This window comes from Mesorhizobium sp. AR02 (assembly GCF_024746835.1).
Lineage (GTDB): Bacteria > Pseudomonadota > Alphaproteobacteria > Rhizobiales > Rhizobiaceae > Mesorhizobium.
The window spans coordinates 262,777-285,722 of record NZ_CP080531.1 but is presented as its reverse complement, the minus strand read 5'-3'; the positions used below and the strand labels follow the sequence as shown (position 1 = coordinate 285,722).

The window sequence follows — 22,946 nt, the reverse complement described above, 5'->3', positions numbered from 1 at the left end:
ATTGAAAGTCAGAATTCATGAACGAGGTAAGGTATCGCACCATCGAGACCTGCCGTGTCGGCAAGGACAAGGATCTCGTCTCCGTGCTCAATCTGGGTGAGCAGGCGCTCACCGGAGTGTTTCCCAAGTCGGCGTCTGAATCCGTGACCAGGGGGCCACTCGAACTGGTCTGGTCTGCCTCCAGCGGACTTCTGCAACTGAGACACTCCTATGAGCCGAGCGAAATGTACGGAGACAATTATGGCTATCGCTCGGGCCTCAACCAGTCGATGGTCGATCATTTGACGCACAAGGTTCGCTTCTTGGAGAGGCTCGCCTCGCCACGCGGCGGCGACGTCGTTCTCGACATCGGGAGCAACGATTGCACGACCCTCAAAGCCTATTCGACCGCAGGGTTGACGCGTATTGGCATCGATCCGACGGGCAGGAGGTTTGCCCAGTATTGTCCAGACGACGTGAAACTGGTGCCTGACTTTTTCTCGGCCGAAGCCTATCGTGGCATCTCGCAAAAGTCGGCCAAGATCGTGACATCCATTGCGATGTTCTATGACCTTGAGGATCCCATCGCCTTCGCCCGCCAGGTGGCCGAGGTCCTTGCCGAAGACGGCATCTGGCATTTCGAGCAAAGCTACATGCCGTCCATGCTTCGCCTCAACTCCTATGACACGATTTGCCATGAGCATGTCGAGTATTATTCCCTCGGAGTTGTGGTGAAGATACTGGAGGCGGCTGGTCTCAAGGTCTCAAATGTTGTCATGAACAACATCAACGGCGGCAGTTTCGCGGTCACGGCCACCCACAAGGGCAACACAAGTCTCAGAGCCGATCAGCCGGTCATCGATTGGCTGCTGGAACAGGAAGACCGCATGGGACTGTCCACACCGCGGCCTTTTCGCGACTTCGAGGAGCGCGTGTTCCGGCACAAGGACGACCTGTCACGTCTTATCAGGACACTCGTCGCCGACGGCAAGAAAGTGCTGGGCTACGGCGCTTCGACCAAGGGCAATGTCGTCCTGCAATTCTGCAACTTCACGCAAGCCGAGATTCCGGCCATCGCCGAAGTCAATCCGGAAAAGTTTAGCCGCATGACCCCCGGGACGCACATACCGATCATTTCCGAAGCCGAAGCGCGGGCGATGAAGCCAGACTACTTCCTGGTCCTGCCCTGGCATTTCAAGGACGGAATCCTGCGTCGTGAACGCGAATACCTGGCAGATGGCGGGAGGTTTATTTTCCCGTTCCCCGAGATAGAGATCATATAGGCGGGGTTCTCAGGGGCATCGTCGATTGCTGGAAGGTGGAAATACGATAGAGGAGTGAAGCCGCTGTTCCTTGTGTCGTCGGCTGGCTTGGTCAACCGTCAAACTGCGTGACAAGAATGCTGATATTCATTGCCGGAATGCCGCGCAGCGGGTCTACCTACTCGTTCAACGTGGTCAGGCGAGCCCTGTCGCGGAGAGGTAATGTTGCTTCGGTCACTTCCGACAAACGCGCGCAGTTTACTTCAAACGAGACTGCCCATGCCATCTACAAGGCGCATGATGCTGACGATGAGCTGCTCTCTTTGCTGCGGACCGGCTCCGTAAAATCGATCTGCACCATCCGAAAGCCGGAAAACGCGGTTCTCTCGTGGCTAAACACGTTCGGAGGAGAACCTGCGCACGTGGTCGATACGGTGATGCTGCCGTGGATGCGCCTCTATGAACGCATAGCAGCACACTCACTCATCCTGAGCATGGAGGAGATTGAGAATCGAAGGCTTCTCTCGACATGGAAAATCGGTCGGTATGTTTGTCCCGACTACAGCCTGTTGGAATGGACGAAGGATTGCCACAGTTTGAGCAAACGCCGTGTTTCGCACCTTCTGAAGGAAATCGAGAGCAGGAAGCGCCAGATCGTCGATGGCGGGTGGACTTATTATGACGAAGAGACTTTTTTCCATCGCCGGCATATCTCAGACCGCAGCGAGTTCATTACGAAGCCTGATGTTCTGGCGGATATACGGAAGCGGCTGGCCCCCTGGTTAGACAAGAACGGCGATCTCATACGATTAGACCGTAACTTGATGTCGCCAGGGCAATAATGTATCGAACCTTTCGCACACAGCCGGGCCTGGGCAGAACACACGATCGGGACATCTCGACATATGCTGCCGACTAAGACAGGCGTCCTCGCAGAGGCGTTCGCCGACATAAGAGCCGCGCTGAAGAAACACCACCTGGCGACAACGTTCAGTTGGCAGGACGTGGCCCAGCGCTACCGGCGATCGCGGGTCGGGGCGTTTTGGCTGACCATCAACATGGGCGTGCTGATCGGCGCGCTCGGCTTCGTCTTTGGCACCCTCTTTCGCACGCCGATGCAGGAGTTTCTCCCCTACATCTGCGTCAGCTTGATCTTCTGGGGTTACATTTCGACGTCGATCAACGAGGGATGCACCGCCTTTGTCGGGGCCGAAGGCATCATCCTGCAGGTGCGCATGCCGCTGTTCACCCATGTGTTGCGCACGCTCTACCGCAACGCCATCATTCTCGGCCACAACATCCTCATCTATCCCCTCGTCCTCCTGGTCTTCTGGCGCATGCCGACATGGCACGTTTTCCTGGCGCTGCCCGGCTTTGTCATTTTGTCGCTCAATCTGCTCTGGATCATGCTCATTTTGGGTGTGCTGTGCGCGCGCTACCGCGACATGACGCAGGTGATGCAGAATCTCCTGCAGGTCATCATGTACCTGACCCCGGTGATGTGGATGGCCCGAACGTTGCCCGAGGGCATTTCGCGGCTGTTGCTGGACCTCAATCCCTTCTACCATCTCATCAGTGTCGTGCGCGACCCGCTGCTGGGCGAGCTTGCGTCCGCGACGAGCTGGATGGCCTGCATCGTGTTTGCGATCGTTGGCTGGACGGTCGCTCTGTTGCTGTTTGGCCGTTACCGTCATCGCATCCCCTATTGGTTATGATCCCTGCTATGGCTTCCATCACATTGGCCGGCGTCTCGGTCGAATTTCCGGTCTTCAACGCGGCCAGCCGCTCGCTCAAGAACAGGGTGCTCAGCGTCGCCACAGGCGGCGCGATCGACCGTCGGGTTGATGGCCATGTCATCGTGCGCGGACTGGAGGATGTGAGCTTTTCGGTGAACGAGGGGGACCGGATCGGCCTCGTCGGCCACAACGGTTCCGGCAAGACGACACTGCTGCGCGTGCTGTCGGGCATCTACAAGCCGACGAGCGGCTCGGCGGCAATCCACGGCGAATGCGTATCGCTTATCAACATCTCCCTGGGCATCGACCCGGAAGCAACAGGCCGCGAGAACATCAGGCTGCGCGCGGCGATGATGGGCATGCGGCCGAACGAATTGCGCGAGCAATTCGATGGCATCGCCGAGTTCACCGGACTGGGCGATTTTCTGGACATGCCGTTCCGGACCTACTCGTCGGGCATGCAGCTACGCCTGGCGTTCTCGACATCGACGGCGATCCGGCCGGAAATCCTGGTCATGGACGAATGGCTCTCGACCGGCGACGAGGACTTCAAGCACAAGGCCGACAGGCGGCTGCGCGAGATCGTGGAGACGACCAAGATACTTGTCCTTGCCAGCCACTCACGCGAGCTGCTTCAAAAGAATTGCAACCGCATCCTGTGGATGGATCATGGCCGTGTGCGCATGGACGGTCCCGCCAATGAGGTTCTGACAGCCTATTTCGGTTGATAGTTTTTCGAATGGAGGTAGAACGATCTCCACTAAGGCAGACAATAGCAATCAATAGTCATGCGGTCATTGGAACTCGTACGATTCTGATGAAATGTACGGAGAAACAATGAAAATCGAGGCCATGCCTGCACGGGATGCATCCGCCGTTACCGCTGCCTCGAGCCCACCGCAGGAAACCTGCGTCAATCTGCACCCAAGCTTTGCGATGATGCATCCCAGAGCCTCGGGGCGCACTCGTGGTTAGCAACGAGCAGAGCTGGTGGCACGGCAGAAAGGCTGCATTGATCGTTGCCCATCCGGGGCATGAATTACGGGTCCATCACTGGATGGAAACCAGCAAGCCTCTGGTCCTGGTGCTGACAGACGGCTCGGGTCATCTCGATGCCGGCCGGCTCGACCGTACGGCCGAAGTGCTGGCCGGCGCCGGCGCGCGTCCCGCGGCAGCGTTCTTCGGCAGGATGGCGGACCGCGATCTCTACCGGGCCATTCTCGCCGGCGAAGCGGAGACATTCAGGGCGCTCGTTGACGAAATAGCCACAATTCTCGCCGGCGAGGCGATCGACTATGTCGCCGCCGACGCGGTCGAGGGGTTCAATCCGGGGCATGACGTCTGCCGGCTGCTCGTCAATGCGGCGCTGGCGCGCCTGCGCGACCGAAGTGGTCGCGATCTGCCCAATCTCGAATTTCCGCTCGAGGCGGTTGCACTGAGGCGCCAAACCGCCACACGAGAGGGAATAGAGCTTCATCTCGACGCAGGCGCCTTCGACCGCAAGCTCAGGGCCGTCGACAATTATCCGGAATTGACCGAGGAGGCCGACCGCCTGCGTGCGGCGCATGGGCTTACGAGCTTCAGCGTGGAGCGCCTTACTCCGGTCGACTACGACCTGGACATTTCAGAATGTTCCGAGCAGCCGCCGGCCTATGAGCGTTGGGGCACGGAGCGGGTGAAAAGCGGCTACTACAAGACGGTGCTTCGCTTCAAGGAACACGTCGAGCCGCTGGCCAGGCAACTGGCGGCTTGAATCCCGGATGAGCATCCTGGCCGAAGGTCAGGGCCTCATTCGCCAAGTTCGATCAGGCATAACCCCAATCCAAGCCGCCGTCGATCGTCCGACAGGCCCACCTGTAGTGGGCTTGCCGGATTCTCAATCCTGAGGCTCACAGCGAGACTCCGGGCCAGCGCAGCTTCGGGCGGCAACGCCACCTGCCAGTCTTGCTGAAGGAAAAGCGGCGCACCAGGAGCGGTCGGTCCGAACACCCGTCGTTCGATCCACATTCCGTTGATGAAAAGCTCAGCGATGACTTCCGGATGGTTCTCATGAAGAAAAGGCACCAGACCCAGTCTTAACGAGGTTGGCGCAGCCGCGGAGGAGATTTTGAATTCGACTGTCGCCAGGTCGCCGTCAGTCCAGACTCCCCAGTGTTCAACCGCGGAGAATCCCGTCAGGTGCACAAATCTTTCGGGATCGTCGGCCTGGGCGAATGATACCACTTTGTTCGCCTCGACCGGCTCCAGCCCGACCGGTTCCAGCCCGGCCTGATCCGGCCCGGCTGGCTCCAACTCGACCTGCTCCAGCTCGGCCTGCGCCAGTTCGGCCTGCGCCAGTTCGGCTAGCTCTAGCTCTGCCTGCACGCGAGCCAGCTGCGCCCGCAGATCCTCACGTTCCGTCATCCACGGCCATATCGGCCCAGGCTTCGGCAGCCAGGTCTGCATATGACGCGCCAGCGAAAGGTTCAACTCGTCCTTGCTCGCAGGCTTGGCGCGGTGTTGGCCGATTGCTTCGCGATAGAGCAACAGGCAAGCGTTCGACCATTTTGACATGCTTGCCTCTTGGCGGGTTCTGCTCGAGATTTCCGCCGCGTCGACGGCATCATAGCGGTCGATCTCGGCTGCGATTGCCTCGGGCGACAGGCGCTGCTGCAGCACCCGCAGCCCGAAGTTGCGCCGCCGCCATCCATCCCAAGTGTCGGAACGAGCCATTCCGGCAAGACCGCGGCCGTCGCAAACGATGACTGCGCGTCCGCACGCCATGGCTTCAAGGGCGCTCAGCGCCGACGCGAAGACGAGGTCGTATTGCGGCAGCAGGGTTTCGGGTTCGCTCACGATGCTGCCGATGGAGGCTCCTATCACGTCCAGCTCGATGCCGCGCTCCGCACAGGCCGCGCGCACCGCGTGCAAATGCTGCGTGTTCTTGGCGAAAGCCAGGGCTCGGCGCGGACGCTCCGGCAGCGGCGGCCCGGGTGCGAACCGGTCGGTGTCGACGGCATTGAGCAGCGTAACGATACGGTCGGCCGGAATGCCGGCTTCAAACTGCAGCCGTTCGGCAACCGTGTCGTCGACGGCCACGTATTTGCAGACGTTGGCGAGAAGCGGTGGGGCGCTGTGCCAGGCGACGAAGTCGTGGGCGAAGTAGAGTGCCGGGGCATTCGGGAAGCGCGCCGTGGCGATCGCGGTGACCTGGGTATGGTTGCCGTGGATGATGTCAATGTCTGCGGCGATGGTCGAGATGTCGTCGGTGACAGGTATGCCGCGAGCCTGGATCTCTTCCGCGATCGGTCCTAGCCCGGGTGCATAGACGATCGGTCTGTGCCCGGCGCGCATGAGGGCGAAGGCGACTTCCCTTGTGACGATCTCGGTTCCCGAACGGCCTGTCAGATAAATGTTGGCGATCAGCACCGTCAGCGGCTGTTCGAAGGTCATGGATCGGCAGGCTCCTTACGACGAACTGTCCGCTCAGACAGTCCACGGCGCACGGCGCCAACTCTATAACTTATCAGCGCTACGACAGGAAATTGCTGCCCGACCGTGGCGCCGCGCAGATCGCGAAACCGCGCATGGGAGAAATGTCCTTGTCCATTGGCGGGGTTTTAGCGGATGTCCCGTTTTCAGCAAACAGTTCGACAATTTTCGGACATGGCAGCATGCGACCAGCAAAGCGCAAGGCGGTGCCGACCGCACGGATCGTCAAAGGGGTTGCGCGCACGATGCAACCCCAACAGGTGAATTGAAATGAGAAATCTGGCCAGATTGATCCGACCAAGAGCCGTGTTGGAGCTATGCGGAGTCACTGCCGTCCATCGCAGCCGTGGCGTGCCGATGGGCGGTCCAACGGGGCTGCCGACTACCTCGGTTGAGAGTTTCCCACTAATGTCAAACGGCTTCAGCTAAGTTAGACAGCGAAGCTGCGGGACCAATGGAGCTTTTTCGATTCGAATGAGACCTAAGGAAAAACCATGGGCGCCGACGCAACGCCCTCACCGGCAGCGCCCGCTATGATCAGCTACGCCCAGAATTGTGAAGACGTTTTGCTTGAGCGCGTTTTCAAGGATGCCGCGACCGGTTTCTATATCGACATCGGCGCCTATCACCCAACCATAGGATCCGTCACCAAAACCTTCTACGATCGCGGGTGGTCCGGCATAAACGTCGAACCGGGAGCGGTTTTCAACGAGCTGGCGCGGGAGCGACCGCGCGACACAAATGTAAGGGCCGTGGTCACAGACCAGGAGGGTGAGGTTGATTTCTTCGAGAATCAATCCGATCCCGGCATGTCCAAAGTGGCCGAAGGGCCGGTCATGGCGGACGGCGAAGGGGAGATGCTTCGAGTCCTGGCTGTGACGCTCGACAGTCTGGTCGCCCAGCATGCCATCGGACAAGAGATCAATTTTCTCAAGATCGATGCGGAAGGGTCGGAAGCTGCAATCATTCGAGCGACAGACTGGAGCTTGATTCGACCGCTGGTGCTGGTGATTGAAGCGACTGCCCCATGGTCGAACGAGCTCGTCAATCAGAATTGGGAGCCTGTTCTGCTCGCAAACAGGTTCTTGCGTGCGTATTTCGACGGCATCAATGTCTTTTATGTGAGGGCCGAGAGCAAAGAGCTGCTCCGCCACTTCCAGGTGCCGGTAAACGTTCTCGATGGCCATTTGACATTCGAACAATGGCATTCAGGCGTAGCAGTGAAGCAACTGACGGCCGAACGCAGTGAGATCATTGCGCAGCGAGATCAATTTTCCGCAGAATGCGAAGCTCAACGCCAAAAGAGCGCCGAAATTCAAGGACGATCGGTTGAGTTGACGGCGGCAGTCGAGCGGGCGGAGGCTGAAAGCCAGCGTCTGACAGTCCACGCAGCGGCTCTGTCCAGACGCCTTGCGCGAGAACAAAAGCAGGCGGAGGCCGAACGCAAGCGCCTGACAGGCCAAGCGGCAGCCCTGTCTACACAGCTGGAGCAAGAACAGCAGCAGGCGGGGGCGGAGGGCATGCGCCTGACGACCCAAGCGGCGGCTCTGTCCAAACAGCTGGAGCAAGAACGCGAGCGGGCGGAGGAGGACGGCAGGCGTCTGACGGCCCATGTTGCTGCCCTGTCCAGACAGCTGGAGCAGGAACGTCATTCGCTCGCTTCCGCGACCTCTCTTGCCGCACGCTACGATCGCCTCGTCCTTGAGCTTCGCGATGAGGGGGGGCCGCGCGCCCTGAGGAGCGTTCTGCCATTGGCGCGGCTTTTGCGCCGGTTTCATCATGCTGTCGATCGTGATAACGCGATTGATATCACGCCTACGGAGAGTTCCATGGTTTCACCGGCCAGCTATGAGCCGCCCTCCAGCCCTGTTCCAGGTCCCCTACGCTCCACCGTGAAGAAGGGAGCCCTTGGTGTCTACAAGGTCCTTTTCAGGCCTTTTGTGCGTCCAGTCATGTGGCGGCTCAGAACATTTCTGTTGCAACCCGTCTACGAACGCCTCGATCGCTCACATGAGACCCTTCATCACGCGCGCTCGAATGACATCCAGGTATTGCGTCAGGAGCAGGCTCAGCTAGCGAGGAACTTGGAAAATCATGCACGCTCGGATGACATCCAGGCGTTGCGACAGGAGCAGGCTCAGCTTGCGAGGAGTTTGGACAATCATGCGCGCTCGGATGACATCCAGGCGTTGCGGCAGGAGCAGGCTCAACTCGTGAGGAGCCTGGAGGCGCTCGCCCTGACGATAGCGACAAACCCGCCGCGAGGACGTTAGAGCAGTTCACCGTTTCACGGAAACGGGAAACCGCTCTAACTCTTTGTTTGACGCAATTCCCTAGCTAGGGAAAAGCGCTACGCGCTTTTTCCGGGAAAACCGTTTCACACTTTTCCTGGAATTGCTCTAGCCTGCGTCGTGCAGCCATGACGCGAGTGTCTGCACAAATCCGTCCCAAGTCGGTATTTGCAGTCTCGTCACCTCATCCCAAAGCCTTTTCGCGAACGGATCGTCAAGCAGCTGATGCACCGCGCTCGCAATCGCGTTGGGGCTTATCTCGTCGAGGATGACACGGCCGCCTGGTGGTAGCACGTCGAGGCTTGGCAGGTTCGCGGATGCAATGACCGGAATGCCGCTTGCCAAGCTTTCATAGGGCGGAATGCCAAAGCCCTCCAGGGAGCTGACGAACAGGGTTGCTCGCGTTTTTTCCAAGGTTTGCCTGATCGCATCATCGCTTGCATGACCCAGATATCTGAACCGCGGTTCGGCCTTGAGGCGCTCCAGGATCACAGGCTCGCGCGTCGATCGGCTTTCTATCCGACCAATGATGGTCAATTCGACGTCGACATCTTGCTGCCAAAGCAGCTCAAAGGCCTCAAGAATATCGGCAACGTTTTTTCTGGGCTCGATCGTCCCAACATAGGTGAACATTCGCTTTTTGGCGTCGAATTTTTGCCGGGACATCGCTACGCCGTCGCCCCCGAGCGGGATCGCGGGACCTGCGCGACCAACCTTTCGTATGACGCGATGCACGTACTCGCGGCGGGTCTGTTCACTGATAAACGCAGCGCGCGGTACTTCGCGAAGCGCGCGCAGATAGTGCATCAGTCGCCCTGTCGTCCGCGGCTCCCAGTCCTGCGGATGAAGATAGGGCAGGAAATCGTACACCAGCCAACTGACCGAGGCGATGCCCTCATGGCACAGCGCCCGGTATGCTTCGGCACGTTGCAGGTCGAAAAACACCTCGGGGTTGTGCAGGCCGGCTTTCAGATCGGTCGTGGAAATCGGGGTGCCCTTGTGGAGATGTGGCAGAAGTCGTTCTGTTTCATCCTCAACAGAGTGCTTGCCGTCGCCGGTGAGTATTTCCACCACAGTGTCGGGGAGCGCGCAGAAAGCCAATTTCTCCGAGTCGAACCGACACGGGACGAGCGGCCGCGGCCCGCTCCAGCGGCGCAAAATCTCGCGTTCTACCCGCTGGATTCCCGTGCGCAACGGATGGCTCGTCAATTCCGTCAGATCGGCAAAGATTGGGGCTCGTGACAATGCTCTTCTCTTACGGTCTTTGGCGATTGGCGACAGCCTCAGAATCCAAGCCCCTCGCACAGCAGCCGTGCGTAGTTCTTGAAACTACGAACTTCGCAATAGCGTCGTCGCTCCTCATCGAATTGAGACCGGTTGACGCCTGCCTGGCTGATCCCGGCCAGCGCTTCCGCGATGAGAACCGGGCTCGGTTGATCTGGCACGGTAGCGACGTATGTCGGAGCCTCCATCGCCATAGCCAAGTCCTCGTTTGTAACGGTGGGCAGCCCAACGGTGATGCAGTCGAGCAGTGCGCCGGACAAGCCTCCGAAGCGATGGGTTCTCAACTGAACCGCTGCATCAGCCGCGAGCAAATAGTCTCGATATTGTGTCTCACGGATAAAGCTCGATGAAAACACTACATGATCTGTCAAGCCGAGCTGGGAGACCATATCCTTGAAAGGCCCTTCATCTCCTGTAAGCTCGCCAACAAAATATAGTTTTACCGGAATGTTCCAGCTTCGCATGAGGTCAACAGCCCAAATGCACTCTTCGACCGCTTTCGTGGAGTGAACAAAACCAAGAGAGACGATTGCGAATTCTTTTGCGGCGATGCCGAGACTCTGTCTGGCTGCCGATTTCAACCTTTGATCGGTCGGATCACTCTCCCATTGCCGATAGATGGAAAAAGGTAGGTAGACCGCCGTCTTGGAAAAACGCTCTTGAACAATCCGGGCCGTCACCCGCGAGTGGACGAACATCGGCGAAGCCCATTCGGCGATTTCCCCGAGAAACGTTGCCCGCAGCCTTGACTCATCCTGCAGCCAAGAAATGATTTCGTCCTCGGTTACAGATCGCCCGAGCTCGCGTTCCGCAACCGCGCAGGCGCGCGCCGAACCCAGGAGACTTCCGTAGAAGCCGAGGAGGCGATTGTCGTGCTCGATGCAAGCGCCGCCATAGCGTTCAAGCAACTGGAACACCTCCAGGTGAAAATGTGAATTCCCTACCACCCCAACCACGCGATCAAAGCCCGAAGACAGGCAGGGAAGGATGGTGATCTGCTGCACCGATGCCGCGCCGTCAGGTGTGGTCCCAAGCGCATGTTTTGAGAATACGTGGACATCGGCCAGCTTGCCGAGTTCCCTGATTGTTGCGGCGGAATAGTCCGCAACCCCGGACTGGTCAGGCGGCATCGGGCTGAGGAATGCAATTCGTGGTCGCGCACCCCTGAGGATGCCGGTGCGCTTCGGCTGACGACGCGTAACCAAATCGCCCACCGTCGCCCAGAATTCATCCGCGATTTTGTCGGCCCGAAACCGCTGCCACCGTGTCGACTGATCCCGGATGATCTCGGTGCGCCCCGCCTGATCGACGATAATCGCTTCGAGTCTCTTTGTGAGTTCCTCCGCGCTATCTGGAGAAAACATCAAATCGTCACGCCCGATCAGTTCCTTGTGAGCAGGGATGGAAGATGCGATTACCGGTGAGCCGGCCGCCATTGCCTCGACGACCGGAATCGAGAATCCCTCCATGTACGTTGCAACGATCGTGCAAAGCGCGCCGCGGTAGATCGATACGAGTTCATCTTCGTCGACAAAACCAGGGAAAATGAGAAGCTCGGGCCTGCCGCCATTGGCGGTGTGCAGATCGCGCAGGATTGCCTGCCAAACCGGTGGGTAGTTCCCAGTGACAACGAGCCGAATGCCGGCGTCTTGCATCACGGCGCTTCCGGCATGGGCGAGGATAGGGCACTCGACATTCTTTCGAGGTTCGGCTCCGCCACAGGCAAGAACATAGCGCTCGGAAAATCTTTGCCGCCGCCCGGAAGTGTCGGCGCGCTCGAACGCGCTGTCTATCGGCGCCCCGGTCTTCATAATGCGCATCGGATTTACGTCGAGAATGCGCCGGAGCTCGTCGGATGTATGCTGCGAGATGGGAAAGAAATGATCGTAGCGGGAAAGCCAAATCAGCTGGGTGTGATAGTCGAGGCGATTGGAAGCCGTTGGCAGGTAACGTTCCGGCTTCATGAGTGGGATGAAGTCGTAGACAATCGCGAGCTTGAGAATATCCGGGTCGTTCACGATGCGACCCAGGAAGAACGGATCATGGGTCATGGGGGACAGTTCGAAGAACACGGTCGAACATTCCTTGACGCCCAGATAGGCATTGCTGCGAGCCCGATCGACGAGATGAAGGAAACGATCCTCGAGCGGCGGCAAGGCGGGATCAACCAACCCGAGGGTCGATACTCCAATTCTTTCGCGAAGGCGGCCGACAGCCCTGACCAGATTCGCCGACAGCTTGCCGACACCGCGATCCTTGTAAGACGGGTCTTGCAGGCATCTCAAATCGAATACAATTTCGCAATTGTCCATGCCGTAGCCCATCGCCGCCGTTGCCCACTTCCAACTCGCTGCAAACAGAAACTACTCGCTGCAAACGGAAAATGACAAGCGAAAAGGACCGGAATATCGCGCCCATGGGAAGAGGCCGTCCGGGAATCGATTCGATAATTAGTTTCGATTAATATAACGGCCAAGGGGGTCTTGGCTATCGCTTCACTCTCGTGGTATGAGAAGCTCGGTAACGTAAGATTTATTTCCTGCAGCCGAAGAAATATTAGATATTTCCGACGAGATCCTGGTAGAGCTTCGTATAGGAGATCGCCATTTTCTCAGACGTGAACAAGCTCCAATATCGCTCTGCCGCATTTTCCCCGAAGCGTTGAGCCATGTCCGCGTCCATCCACATCTGCGCCATGGCTGCGGCCAAGGCCGGCGCATCAGCGGGTGGGACGACCAATCCCGTCACCTTGTCCAGGTTGATGAAGCTTGTGCCGGTGCCGATCTCGCAGGAGATCATCGGTTTGCCGAACATCGCTGCCTCGACAAGAGACAATCCGAAAGCTTCCGAGCGCAGATGGGATGGGAAGACGACCACGCTGCACAGGGTCAGAAGCGCGATCTTGTCCTGTTCTTCCAGCGCGCCGACAAAATGCACATTCGACAACCGGCTTGCGTCGGCTTGTGCGCGCAACTCCTGTTCCATCGGACCTGAACCGACGATAACGACCGGATAGCCGCTCAGGCGCGCCGCCTCGATCAAGACATGCAGGCCCTTGTAATAACGCAGCACACCGGTGAACAGGAAAAATTTGCCGGGAAACCGCGCGCGCCATTGTTGCAGCCGTGCTTCGGTGGGGGCCGGATAATCGTTCGCGTCCAGGCCGTTCGGAATGACGATTGTCTTGGCACGCTGTCCTCGCAGGACAGCGCTCGTCTCCAGATAATTGGGCGAGGCCACGACAATGCGGTCAACGCTGTTGAGGAAGAGATGCATCAGCGGACGATAGACCTGCAGCAGCGTGCTCTGCTTGACTATATCAGACTGATAGGTGACCACGGTTGGCTTGCGCACCCGCATGCCGAAATGAACCAGGTCCATGAACGGCCAGGGGAAGTGATAGTGAATGACATCGGCTTGCGCAGCCAGTTCGCCGAAGCGCTTGAAGGCGCCCAGCGAAAAGCCCGTCGAAGCGATCTCCAGATCGAGCTGTGCCTTGTAGGCCCAATGCCCGTCGAAGAAGACGCTGTTCTCCTGCGGCTTGCGGCTCAGTGAAAGCACCGTTGGCTCAACGCCCAGTTTCGACGTTCCACAGGCGATTGCATGGATTGCTCGTTCCATGCCGCCGAACGTGTCAGGCCAGTATGTCTTGAAAAAGTGGAGGACGCGCATGTCAGCGGCTTTTCCGCTTGGCAATGGCTTGATCGAAAACCTCGATCAAACGCTTTGCGCTGAGATGCCAGTCGAAACGCGCCGCATTGGCCTTGGCGGTCGCGGCTCGTTGTGCAAGGTCGCGATCGTCAGTAAGCAGTTGATGCAGCTTTGCGGTGAGATCGCGGACTGACAGCGGATCGACCAGCAAGGCGCCTTCGCCGGCAACTTCAGGCATTGAAGAGACGTTGGAGGTCAGAACCGGTACCCCAAAACCGTTTGCCTCCAGAATGGGAAAGCCGAACCCTTCATAGAGCGACGGCATCGTAAGCGCCCGAGCTCCAGCATAGAGCGATGCCAGATCGGTGTCATCCAGGTACCCGGTGAGCCGCACTTGGTCGGAAATGCCGAGATCCGCCAGGCGAGATCGGAGATCGCCGAGGTGCCAACCCTGCCCACCAGCGATAACCAGCAGATGTCCGGAACGGACCTGCGGGCCGAGGCTGGCCCAGGCCTGCAAAAGGCGAACGAGATTCTTGCGCGGCTCAAGGGTCCCTACAAACAGCAGATAGGGCCGGTCGATTCCAAAACGCGTGCGCACGGCGGCAATGTCGCCCGGCACAAGGTGGGTGTAGCCGGGATAGATCGTTGTCACTGGGGCTTCCAGGCTGGGGTACCTCTCCCGGAGCGCCCCCTCCGTTGAATTCGAGTCCACGACGATTGCATCAGCCCGGCGCACTGCTGCGCCCACAAAGGCGCGCTCCGCGCCCCATGTCTGCCAACGCATGGTTTCGGGCGCATAGGCCCAAACCAGGTCATGAATTGTGACCACCCGCGGCATCGGCGCCGGCAAACGGAAGGGAAGCCGGTGCGCCGGCCCCCAAAAGACATCGACCGCGTCGTTGGCCGCTGCGCGTGGCAGTGCCGTTTGCGACCAGATCATGCGAGCGGCAGCGCCTGGGAAAGCCGCCACGCGCATATCGGCTCCAACGAGCTCACCAAGGCCGTTGGCCGGCGACTCGGGCAGATAGAGAATTGGTCGGTGTCCGGCTGCGACCAGCGCCCGCGTCATCTCGACGACGTATCTTCCGATACCCGTGAGGCCAGGCACAAGGTTGCGTGCGTCGATTCCGATTTTCATCTACGATCTGGGTACACTGAACTGTATGCGGCGGCAGCAAGCATTTCGCCGCGATATCAGGTTTGGGCCTTGATCCCGACTTTTCATGAGCCCGGCGCTCCCTTCCGCATAGCAGAGTCGAACTCCATTGCAACATCGCCTGCGACGAGCGCGAGCTCGTGAGCCGGGAATAGTGCCGACATGATGAGACGATGCGGCGGCCGTTCGTCGTCCCAACGGATCTCATTAGAAGGCCTGCGCCGTGAGATTTTGTTGTGGCTCGTGCTTTGCTCGATGAGTTTGACAAAGACGGTTCATCAACTTGATGTCGCCGGGGCAATAATGTATCGCACAGCCGGGCTTGGGCAGAACACATGATCGGGACATATGCTGCCGACTAAGACAGGCGTCCTCGCAGAGGCCTTCGCCGACATAAGAGCCGCGCTGAAGAAACACCACCTGGCGACGACGTTCAGTTGGCAGGACGTGGCCCAGCGCTACCGGCGCTCGCGGGTCGGAGCGTTTTGGCTGACCATCAACATGGGTGTGCTGATCGGCGCGCTCGGCTTCGTCTTTGGCACCCTCTTTCGCACGCCGATGCAGGAGTTTCTCCCCTACATTTGCGTCAGTCTGATCTTCTGGGGTTACATCGCCTCGGCCATCAACGAGGGATGCACGACCTTTGTCGGTGCTGAAGGCATCATCCTCCAGGTGCGTATGCCCTTGTTCACGCACGTGCTGCGGACGCTCTACCGCAACGCCATCATTCTCGGTCACAACATTCTCATTTACCCGCTCGTTCTGCTGGCCGTCGGGCGCATGCCTACATGGCACGTTGTCCTGGCGCTGCCCGGCTTTGTCATTTTGTCGCTCAATCTGCTCTGGATCATGCTCATTTTGGGTGTGCTGTGCGCACGCTACCGCGACATGACGCAGGTGATGCAGAATCTCCTGCAGGTCATCATGTACCTGACCCCGGTGATGTGGATGGCCCGAACGCTGCCCGAGGGCATTTCGCGGCTGTTGCTGGACCTCAATCCCTTCTACCATCTCATCAGTGTCGTGCGCGATCCGCTGCTGGGCGAGCTCCCGTCCGCGACGAGCTGGATGGCCTGCATCGTGTTTGCGATCGTTGGCTGGACGGTCGCTCTGTTGCTGTTCGGCCGTTATCGTCATCGCATCCCCTATTGGCTTTGAGAATCGCTATGGCTTCCGTCATACTGGCCGGCGTCTCGGTCGAATTTCCGGTCTTCAACGCGGCAAGCCGCTCGCTCAAGAACAGGGTGCTGAGCGTCGCCACAGGCGGCGCGATCGACCGTCGGGTCGATGGTCATGTCATCGTGCGCGGACTGGAGGATGTGAGCTTTGCCGTGAATGAGGGGGACCGGATCGGCCTCGTCGGCCACAACGGTTCCGGCAAGACGACACTGCTGCGCGTGCTGTCGGGCATCTACAAGCCGACGAGCGGCTCGGCGGCAATCCAAGGCGAATGCGTATCGCTTATCAACATCTCCCTGGGCATCGACCCGGAAGCGACGGGCCGCGAGAACATCAGGCTGCGCGCGGCGATGATGGGCATGCGGCCGAACGAATTGCGCGAGCAATTCGATGGCATCGCCGAGTTCACCGGACTGGGCGATTTTCTGGACATGCCGTTCCGGACCTACTCGTCGGGCATGCAGCTTCGCCTGGCGTTCTCGACATCGACGGCGATCAGGCCGGAAATCCTGGTCATGGACGAATGGCTTTCGACCGGCGACGAGGACTTCAAGCACAAGGCCGACAGGCGGCTGCGCGAGATCGTGGAGACGACCAAGATACTTGTGCTTGCCAGCCACTCACGCGAGCTGCTTCGAAAGAATTGCAACCGCATCCTGTGGATGGAACATGGTCGTGTGCGGATGGACGGGCCTGCGAAGGAAATTCTCCCGGCCTACTTCGGTTTGGAATCGCCTCATGAGTAAATTCGAATATAATCCATTTTTCATCCATTCGCTCCATAGAAGCGGAAGCACCTATCTCTTTCATGCTTTTAGGCGCGCTGCGCATGACGGATCGCCATACTATACTTGCTTTCAAGAACCTATACATGAAATCTCTTTTTATGCGCGCAATAGTCCTGGCATTCTATTGACCTTTGAAGGCTCGGGCTCAGCTCAGCGATCCGCGCGCCACCCTCAACTTGAAAAGCCATATTTCCAGGAGCTTTATGATATCCATTCTGCATGGAAAGACGTCATCTCCCCAGAGATAATCTATGCTGATTATTTCGGCGGGACCGCTACAAGCGCAACATCAGCCTATCTTAAGGCGATAATCGAAGCAGCTCCAAAGCGACCGATCATTCAGGAGTGCCGAACAGCCATGCGGATGACACTCTTGAAAGAGCAGCTTGGCGGATCTCATGTTTTCCTCTGGCGCAACTCTTGGGATCAGTGGTGGTCCCTGAAAGCGACTGACTATTTCGATACGGTGCACCAACTTATTTTAAATGCTCCAAGTCACCACAGGATTATTTCTATTCTAAAGGAGAATATAAGGTTTGAAAACTGCAGTAAATCAAGTATTTATGAACAGTTATCATTTTATAAAACTCGTAGACCTTCCGCGGAGGCAAGCTATCTTACGTATTTTACGATATATATGCTGTCGATGATTGAAGCAGGGCAAGCGGCTGACCTCTTAATAAACATTGACCAGCTTTCAGAAAGCTCCGACTATCGCTCCGAAATTCTGGACAATCTTAAACGCTTCGGAATAGAAGGAGTCGACCTTTCAGACTGCAGTGTGGCTCAGGCACCTTATGACAGTGGTGACGCGGCTTTTTTCGACCCACTTGAGCGGCGCGTGCTGAAATGGCTCGAAGAAACAGGCCACGACGCTGACCGAATTGCCTACATCCAGCGGCTTCGTGAAGAGAATGCTCCTTCATTGGAAGGTCGATCGAGAACGAAACGATTCTCGGTCGAGACCAGACGTCTTCGAGATGTTCTAATCCGCATGGAAAATAGAGAGGCCGCCGCTCTTCGTGATCTGAACGCCAAGGGTGCTGCTCAGCAATCGGAGCTTGTTAGCCTCGGCCAGAGGACGATGGAAGCCGAACGCGCAAAAGCCGAACTGGTAAATCGCCTTGCCGCAGAGCGAAAGGCAAACGAGGCGACCAGCATGGCGGCCCGTGAGGCGGAGAGGATGCACGCACAGGCAGAGCGCGACCGAAATGCATTAGCAAAACTGATCGATATCTTCGACGCCGAGAGGAAGTCTTGGCAGGCGGAATTACGTTCCGCCATTGGTCGAGCGGAAGTGATTGAGGCAGGTGATAAAGCCCTTCGAGACCGCCTAGCTATTTCCGAGCGAAATCAGCAGATTTGGAAGCAAAAGTGTCACGAATGGTGGACCATCGCTGACCGCACCTCTCGAGAACTTCGCGACATACACGCAAGCCGCTCCTGGAGAATGACACGATCCTATCGCCAATTTGGAGGCCTTATCAGAAGACGGCTCGATCTGCACCAAAGTCTCGCGATACAAGCATCGCCGCGTGCCACCGTTCGCGCGCTTGCTCTAGTTTTGCTATCGTTCGCCAGGCGACATCATTGGGCCAAGGTGTCGATTAGAGTTCTTGTGTCGCCTTTCCCGGCGCTTGAAAGGCGCGTCCTTCTATTTTCTCTCGGCCACTCACCGAGCCCGCAAGCGGCTTCCAGAGTGATAGATGAACAAGCAAAGGTAGAACGTGTGCAAGCTCCGCGGCGAGGGAAGAAGGCCTTCGACTCTCGAGTTGCAGAAATTATTTCCAAGATCGGCAAATGATGTTTCTTTAGGACCGAAAGAGATGCGAATAGCTATAGACTTGCAGTGCTGCCAATCAGGGAGCCGATTAGGTGGCATTGGTCGATATTCACTTGATCTGGCCAAGGCTATGATATCGGCCTCTCGGGAGCATGAATTAATTGTCCTTCTTAACAATCGTCTTCCTCAGGCCATACAGAGTATCAGAAATGAATTTCGAAATATATTGCCTCAAACAAATATAATGGTTTTTGATGTTCCTGCTGGAGCCTCCTTCAGGCGCGGCAGAAAGGAATCAATCTCGACTGCAGAAATTATTCGTGAAGAATTTATACGTCAGGTAAATCCTGATGTTTTGCACATCGCTAGCGTGATTGAGGGATTTGATGAGGAGGTTGTTTCTTCCATTGGAATTGCCAATTCATCAATGCCAGTGGCGGCAACCCTGTATGATTTAATTCCTCTGGTAAATCAAGATCACTATCTGAACGATACTGCCATTAGAGAGCATTACCTCCAAAGAATTGATTGCCTTTCAAGAGCCAATTTGCTTATGGCTATTTCTAAATACTCAGCAGACGAGGCGCGCCGTCTATTATTGGATTTCTCAGGCGAGATCGTGAATATTCAGGGTGGCATAGATGAAAAGTTTTTCAGAACGCTTCCTAATCCTGATCTTCTAGCGGAGATTCGCAAAAAGCACGGAATAGACGGCGAATACCTTCTGTATACCGCAAGTTTTGACATGCGAAAAAATCAAGAAGGGTTAATTCAGGCATTTGCGAGACTGCCGCTGGAGATACGAGAACGGTACCAAGTGGTACTGGTCGGCAACGGCTGGCCAGGGATTTATCAGCATCTTCGCAACGTCGCTGGGCAATCCAGATTATCGGATAATGCAATCGTCTTTACCGGTCGGGTCGAAGATGCAGAATTGGTCGAGCTCTATCGATCCTGTCGCCTGTTTGTGTTTGCATCGTTCTGGGAAGGACTGGGGCTTCCGATCATAGAGGCAATGGCTTGCGGGGCGCCTGTCGTCAGTTCGTATACGACCAGTCTGCCTGAATTTCTTCCACATGCAAGCGCCGGCTTTGATCCTGAATCTATTGACTCCATGAGCTCGAAAATCGCGGAATTTCTCCAAGATGAAGTCAGACTTTCATGGTTACGTGACGTTGGCGTCGATCACGCTAAGCAATTTACATGGCAGCGTACTGCGAAGACTGCGATAGCGGCCCTTGCGAAACTGCATAAATCTATGGTGACGGAGAGGCCGGCACGCAAGATTGCCGACGAGAGCGCCGTCTTCAGCGCTCTGCGGCAGGTTGCTGTGCGAGAAGCCGATGTTTCAGAGGCGGCAAGCTCTTATGTCAGAAACGAAATCGAACTAGGAGCGGACTGGTTGCGCAGAGCGCCGATCAAAGCGGGATGGATAAGCACCTGGGGGACCAGATGCGGAATAGCTTCTTATTCCCAAAATCTGGTTAGTCGCATGAAGGATAAACCGACCATATTTACGACATACGCAGATCGAGGCACATTTCCGGGCATTGATGTTGTTCCTTGCTGGCGGCAGGGCAAGCAGGACGACCTATTTGAACTTCGTGCTCAGCTAGCCCCGCTCGACCTCGATCAATTGGTCATCCAGTTTAATTATGGATTCTTTGATTTTCTCGCTCTATCTGACTTGATTGATGAGCAAGTTAGTGCCGGAGTTTCAGTGAGCATTGTGCTTCATTCAACGATGGATCCTGTGGATGAGATGCCTAACAACCGGTTGGGCGTTCTTGGAGCCGCTCTTGCGCGCGTTGACGCTATTTTCGTGCATAGTGTCGCCGACATGAAGCGCCTTGAAGATCTTGGGTTGGAAAGAAATGTGGAGTTACTTCCACAAGGCGCTCCGATCAGAGAAAATGATCTGGCCGTCAAGAAACGCACTAGGAAACGTATTGCGTCATACGGTTTCTTCCTACCTGGAAAGGGGCTTTCGGAATTGATTTCAGCCACGGCCGAGATCCTAAAGCACGGGACTGAAATCGAACTGCTGATGGTGAATGCGAATTATGGAGATGAAACGGGGGTTTCGTCAGGATTGATTGAGGAATGCAAACAGCAGATTCGTTCACTTGGCATAGAAGGTCACGTTACAATCATTGATGATTTTTTGGAAGACGCGGAGAGCATAAGGTACTTGCAAACGGCCGATTTGATTGTTTTCCCCTACCAGCGCACGGGCGAGTCTTCGAGTGCCGCAGTTCGAATGGGAATGACGGCTATGAGGCCTGTCGCTGTTACACCGATCCCCATATTTGATGATGTTCGACCTGCTGTGTTTTCCTTACCTGGCTTGACTGCAAGTGCCATTGCTCGAGGCATAGTAGACATATTGGGAGAACTCAAAAGCGGCAGCGAACGTGCCAAAAACGTTATGCAAGCGGCGAACCGATGGCGTACTACTCATGACGTTACCCTTGTCGCAGAATACTTAGAGCGGCGCCTGCGTAGCTTGAGCCTCGGAGTTGGGGGCGCCTGATACCGGTGGCCACCTGCCGGCGCTTCCCCTTGGTCGAACCAGTTTGCGGATTGTCTCCATAGGCCGTTCAATGGCCACCACCATCAGGGCGGAAACACCGATAATGGCGGGCAAGCTCGTTAGCAGCAGCGGCCACCCGGGCTGCGAACCAAACAGCGCTGCAACATGCCAGTGACAGAGGAACATCGGATAGGCCAAATCGCCCATCCTTTGATCGGCCTTGGCGAATCTGGAAGATCTGAAGTCGGCGCATGACAAGGCATAGGCCGTGGCTGCTGATGAGGCATAGAGCAGCCAAGCCGAGGCGCCATAGATATCGGCTGCCACAACCAAGAGAAGCAACGCGGAAAAGGCTGGAATGATATGAGCTTTGCTCAGCTTCAATCTGAACCGATAGACGGCGGCTCCGAGTGCGAAACAGAGTGACGGTCCGTAATACGCATAGTAGACGTGCCCTGAATCGCCCCGATTTATTAGCGCCGCAGCGATGCAAATGCTGGCCGCAAGCCACAAGCCGACCCGGCGGCTCAAAGGGATCATCATAAGATACCAAGTCAGCTCCATATTTAGGGACCAAGCGGGCGGCACCAGTCGGATTGGATAGCCTCCCACCCCAGCAAGCGGCAGGAGCCCAAAAATCCCTACCTGTCGTATCCATGCATCAAACGAATCTGGAATGGCAATCGCCGGATTAAGTGGTGTTCCGCCCATTATGAGGCCGATGCCAAGGCCGAAGAGCATTGCAACGAGATACGCCGGATAAATTCGAAGCGCCCGGTTGACCAAGAACGGTAAAATATTAGCTCGATAGGTTGTGTCAAGTACTCTTGTGATTAGGTATCCGCTTACAGTGTAAAATCCAAAAACAGATATCAGGCCTGAATTTGGATTGAAGGGCCAATTTAGGTGCTGAGCAATCACTCCCAGCGCGAAAAGAAACCTCATCACCCCGATCAATGGCCATCCCCTTCGGCGGCAATTTTGTCAGCCGCGAGAGATTGCGGCCTTGGAACGATCAGCGAGGCGTCAGAAAGACGTGCGGATTGAACATCCGCGCAACACGCTGGATATCCGGCACAGATCCCATATCTTCGATCGGGGACTGGTTATCTGACACCCCAAATCGCCATTTCGGTCCTAATTCATTGAAGATTGCCGCCACCTCTTTTTCTGGATCGGCGAACAGGAAGGAGTGTATTTCTAGGTCGATCAGAGGGCGGGAATAGGCGAGAGTTTTTCTCGCCCCGCGAAGCGCCGGCAACTCACCGCCTTCAACATCGAGTTTCAGGAAATCTATCTTAACCCGTTCGCCGAATTCTTCATCGAGGCTGACGAGGCGCACGGTGGCGTCGCCTCCGCTGCGCAAGACGGCATTGCCCTGCTGTGTTTCCGCGCGATGGGTAGACGAAAACTCGCCGACGCCAACCGGAACAACGCGCACGTTAGCCAACCCGTTCAGCACGACATTTCGGCTAATGACATTGGCGTTCAATGGCAAAAGCTCAAACGCATGCACAAAGCCCTGCGGCCCCACTTTGTTCGCGAAAAGGACCGTCATCATGCCGTGATGGGCGCCGCAATCGACGGCCACCATTCCGGGTCGAAGATTTTCAACACACCAAAGGCGCTCTATCATTTCCTGATTTTGCGGACCGTACCAGTCTTGCGCGACTTGATCGGTAATCAGGAAATCTATCGAAAAGCCATAGGCTCGCCGAGCGCGTGCGACATATTCCTGAAACAACAGCAAATTCCTCTTTCAGCTAGTGCCCCCAACAGTTCATAAAGGGCCTTGCTGCGTAAGTCACGTGTATGGCTCGGTTGTCTGGC

At 56.8% G+C, this 22,946-nt stretch carries 18 protein-coding genes; 11 read left to right on the top strand and 7 right to left on the bottom strand.

Features of this window, described 5'->3' with window-relative positions:
* Window positions 1-17 precede the first annotated feature (17 nt).
* The 5 genes from DBIPINDM_RS06010 (at window position 18) to DBIPINDM_RS05990 (ending at window position 4,730) form a co-directional block, all read left to right on the top strand.
* Complete coding sequence (locus DBIPINDM_RS06010; RefSeq protein WP_258584872.1) at window positions 18-1,262, top strand: class I SAM-dependent methyltransferase; 1,245 nt, start codon at window positions 18-20, stop codon at window positions 1,260-1,262.
* A gap of 116 nt (window positions 1,263-1,378) precedes the next feature.
* Entirely contained in the window at window positions 1,379-2,083 is a 705-nt protein-coding gene (locus tag DBIPINDM_RS06005; RefSeq protein ID WP_258584871.1) for a hypothetical protein, read from the top strand.
* A gap of 63 nt (window positions 2,084-2,146) precedes the next feature.
* Window positions 2,147-2,956, top strand: a complete 810-nt coding sequence (locus DBIPINDM_RS06000; RefSeq protein WP_258584870.1) for an ABC transporter permease — start codon at window positions 2,147-2,149, stop codon at window positions 2,954-2,956.
* Between the two features lie 8 nt (window positions 2,957-2,964).
* Complete coding sequence (locus DBIPINDM_RS05995) at window positions 2,965-3,705, top strand: ABC transporter ATP-binding protein (RefSeq protein WP_258584869.1); 741 nt, start codon at window positions 2,965-2,967, stop codon at window positions 3,703-3,705.
* A gap of 329 nt (window positions 3,706-4,034) precedes the next feature.
* A complete protein-coding gene (locus tag DBIPINDM_RS05990; protein WP_258584868.1) occupies window positions 4,035-4,730 on the top strand; it encodes a hypothetical protein in 696 nt (231 codons plus the stop codon).
* 35 nt (window positions 4,731-4,765) lie between these two features.
* Here the strand turns inward: DBIPINDM_RS05990 and DBIPINDM_RS05985 are convergent, their stop codons facing one another.
* Window positions 4,766-6,409 carry a glycosyltransferase family 4 protein gene (locus DBIPINDM_RS05985; protein WP_258584867.1) on the bottom strand — a complete coding sequence of 548 codons (1,644 nt, stop codon included), beginning with the start codon at window positions 6,407-6,409 and terminating at the stop codon, window positions 4,766-4,768.
* A 92-nt stretch (window positions 6,410-6,501) separates the two neighbouring features.
* On the opposite strand from DBIPINDM_RS05985, the gene DBIPINDM_RS05980 reads away from it, so the two are divergent.
* Both DBIPINDM_RS05980 and DBIPINDM_RS05975 read left to right on the top strand, forming a co-directional pair.
* On the top strand, window positions 6,502-6,717 hold the full coding sequence (locus tag DBIPINDM_RS05980; protein WP_258584866.1) for a hypothetical protein: 216 nt from the start codon (window positions 6,502-6,504) through the stop codon (window positions 6,715-6,717).
* Between the two features lie 225 nt (window positions 6,718-6,942).
* The gene (locus DBIPINDM_RS05975; RefSeq protein ID WP_258584865.1) at window positions 6,943-8,721 is read left to right on the top strand and encodes an FkbM family methyltransferase; all 1,779 of its coding nucleotides are present in this window, start codon (window positions 6,943-6,945) and stop codon (window positions 8,719-8,721) included.
* A gap of 126 nt (window positions 8,722-8,847) precedes the next feature.
* On the opposite strand, the gene DBIPINDM_RS05970 is transcribed toward DBIPINDM_RS05975, so the two are convergent.
* From DBIPINDM_RS05970 to DBIPINDM_RS05955, 4 genes are all read right to left on the bottom strand, one after another.
* Window positions 8,848-9,933 (bottom strand): glycosyltransferase, encoded by a 1,086-nt coding sequence (locus tag DBIPINDM_RS05970; RefSeq protein ID WP_258584864.1) that lies wholly within the window; start codon window positions 9,931-9,933, stop codon window positions 8,848-8,850.
* 89 nt (window positions 9,934-10,022) lie between these two features.
* Window positions 10,023-12,347, bottom strand: a complete 2,325-nt coding sequence (locus DBIPINDM_RS05965; protein WP_258584863.1) for a glycosyltransferase — start codon at window positions 12,345-12,347, stop codon at window positions 10,023-10,025.
* A 232-nt stretch (window positions 12,348-12,579) separates the two neighbouring features.
* Window positions 12,580-13,695 (bottom strand): glycosyltransferase, encoded by a 1,116-nt coding sequence (locus DBIPINDM_RS05960; RefSeq protein ID WP_258584862.1) that lies wholly within the window; start codon window positions 13,693-13,695, stop codon window positions 12,580-12,582.
* A gap of 1 nt (window position 13,696) precedes the next feature.
* Window positions 13,697-14,815: a glycosyltransferase family 4 protein gene (locus DBIPINDM_RS05955; RefSeq protein ID WP_258584861.1), complete on the bottom strand. Its 1,119-nt coding sequence runs from the start codon at window positions 14,813-14,815 to the stop codon at window positions 13,697-13,699.
* 366 nt (window positions 14,816-15,181) lie between these two features.
* Between DBIPINDM_RS05955 and DBIPINDM_RS05950 the strand changes: the two genes are divergently transcribed.
* The 4 genes from DBIPINDM_RS05950 to DBIPINDM_RS05935 are packed head-to-tail and all read left to right on the top strand — an operon-like array spanning window position 15,182 to window position 21,116.
* Window positions 15,182-15,991 carry an ABC transporter permease gene (locus tag DBIPINDM_RS05950; RefSeq protein ID WP_258584860.1) on the top strand — a complete coding sequence of 270 codons (810 nt, stop codon included), beginning with the start codon at window positions 15,182-15,184 and terminating at the stop codon, window positions 15,989-15,991.
* 8 nt (window positions 15,992-15,999) lie between these two features.
* Window positions 16,000-16,758 carry an ABC transporter ATP-binding protein gene (locus DBIPINDM_RS05945; protein WP_258584859.1) on the top strand — a complete coding sequence of 253 codons (759 nt, stop codon included), beginning with the start codon at window positions 16,000-16,002 and terminating at the stop codon, window positions 16,756-16,758.
* A complete protein-coding gene (locus DBIPINDM_RS05940; protein ID WP_258584858.1) occupies window positions 16,751-18,604 on the top strand; it encodes a hypothetical protein in 1,854 nt (617 codons plus the stop codon). Before DBIPINDM_RS05945 ends, DBIPINDM_RS05940 begins: the two co-directional genes overlap by 8 nt.
* On the top strand, window positions 18,573-21,116 hold the full coding sequence (locus DBIPINDM_RS05935; RefSeq protein WP_258584857.1) for a glycosyltransferase: 2,544 nt from the start codon (window positions 18,573-18,575) through the stop codon (window positions 21,114-21,116). The genes DBIPINDM_RS05940 and DBIPINDM_RS05935 overlap by 32 nt, the downstream gene beginning before the upstream one ends.
* Here the strand turns inward: DBIPINDM_RS05935 and DBIPINDM_RS05930 are convergent.
* Window positions 21,069-22,064, bottom strand: coding sequence for an acyltransferase family protein (locus tag DBIPINDM_RS05930; RefSeq protein WP_258589477.1), 996 nt, complete (start codon window positions 22,062-22,064; stop codon window positions 21,069-21,071). The genes DBIPINDM_RS05935 and DBIPINDM_RS05930 overlap by 48 nt on opposite strands.
* Before the next feature lie 67 nt (window positions 22,065-22,131).
* Complete coding sequence (locus DBIPINDM_RS05925; protein ID WP_258584856.1) at window positions 22,132-22,860, bottom strand: FkbM family methyltransferase; 729 nt, start codon at window positions 22,858-22,860, stop codon at window positions 22,132-22,134.
* Window positions 22,861-22,946 lie beyond the last annotated feature (86 nt).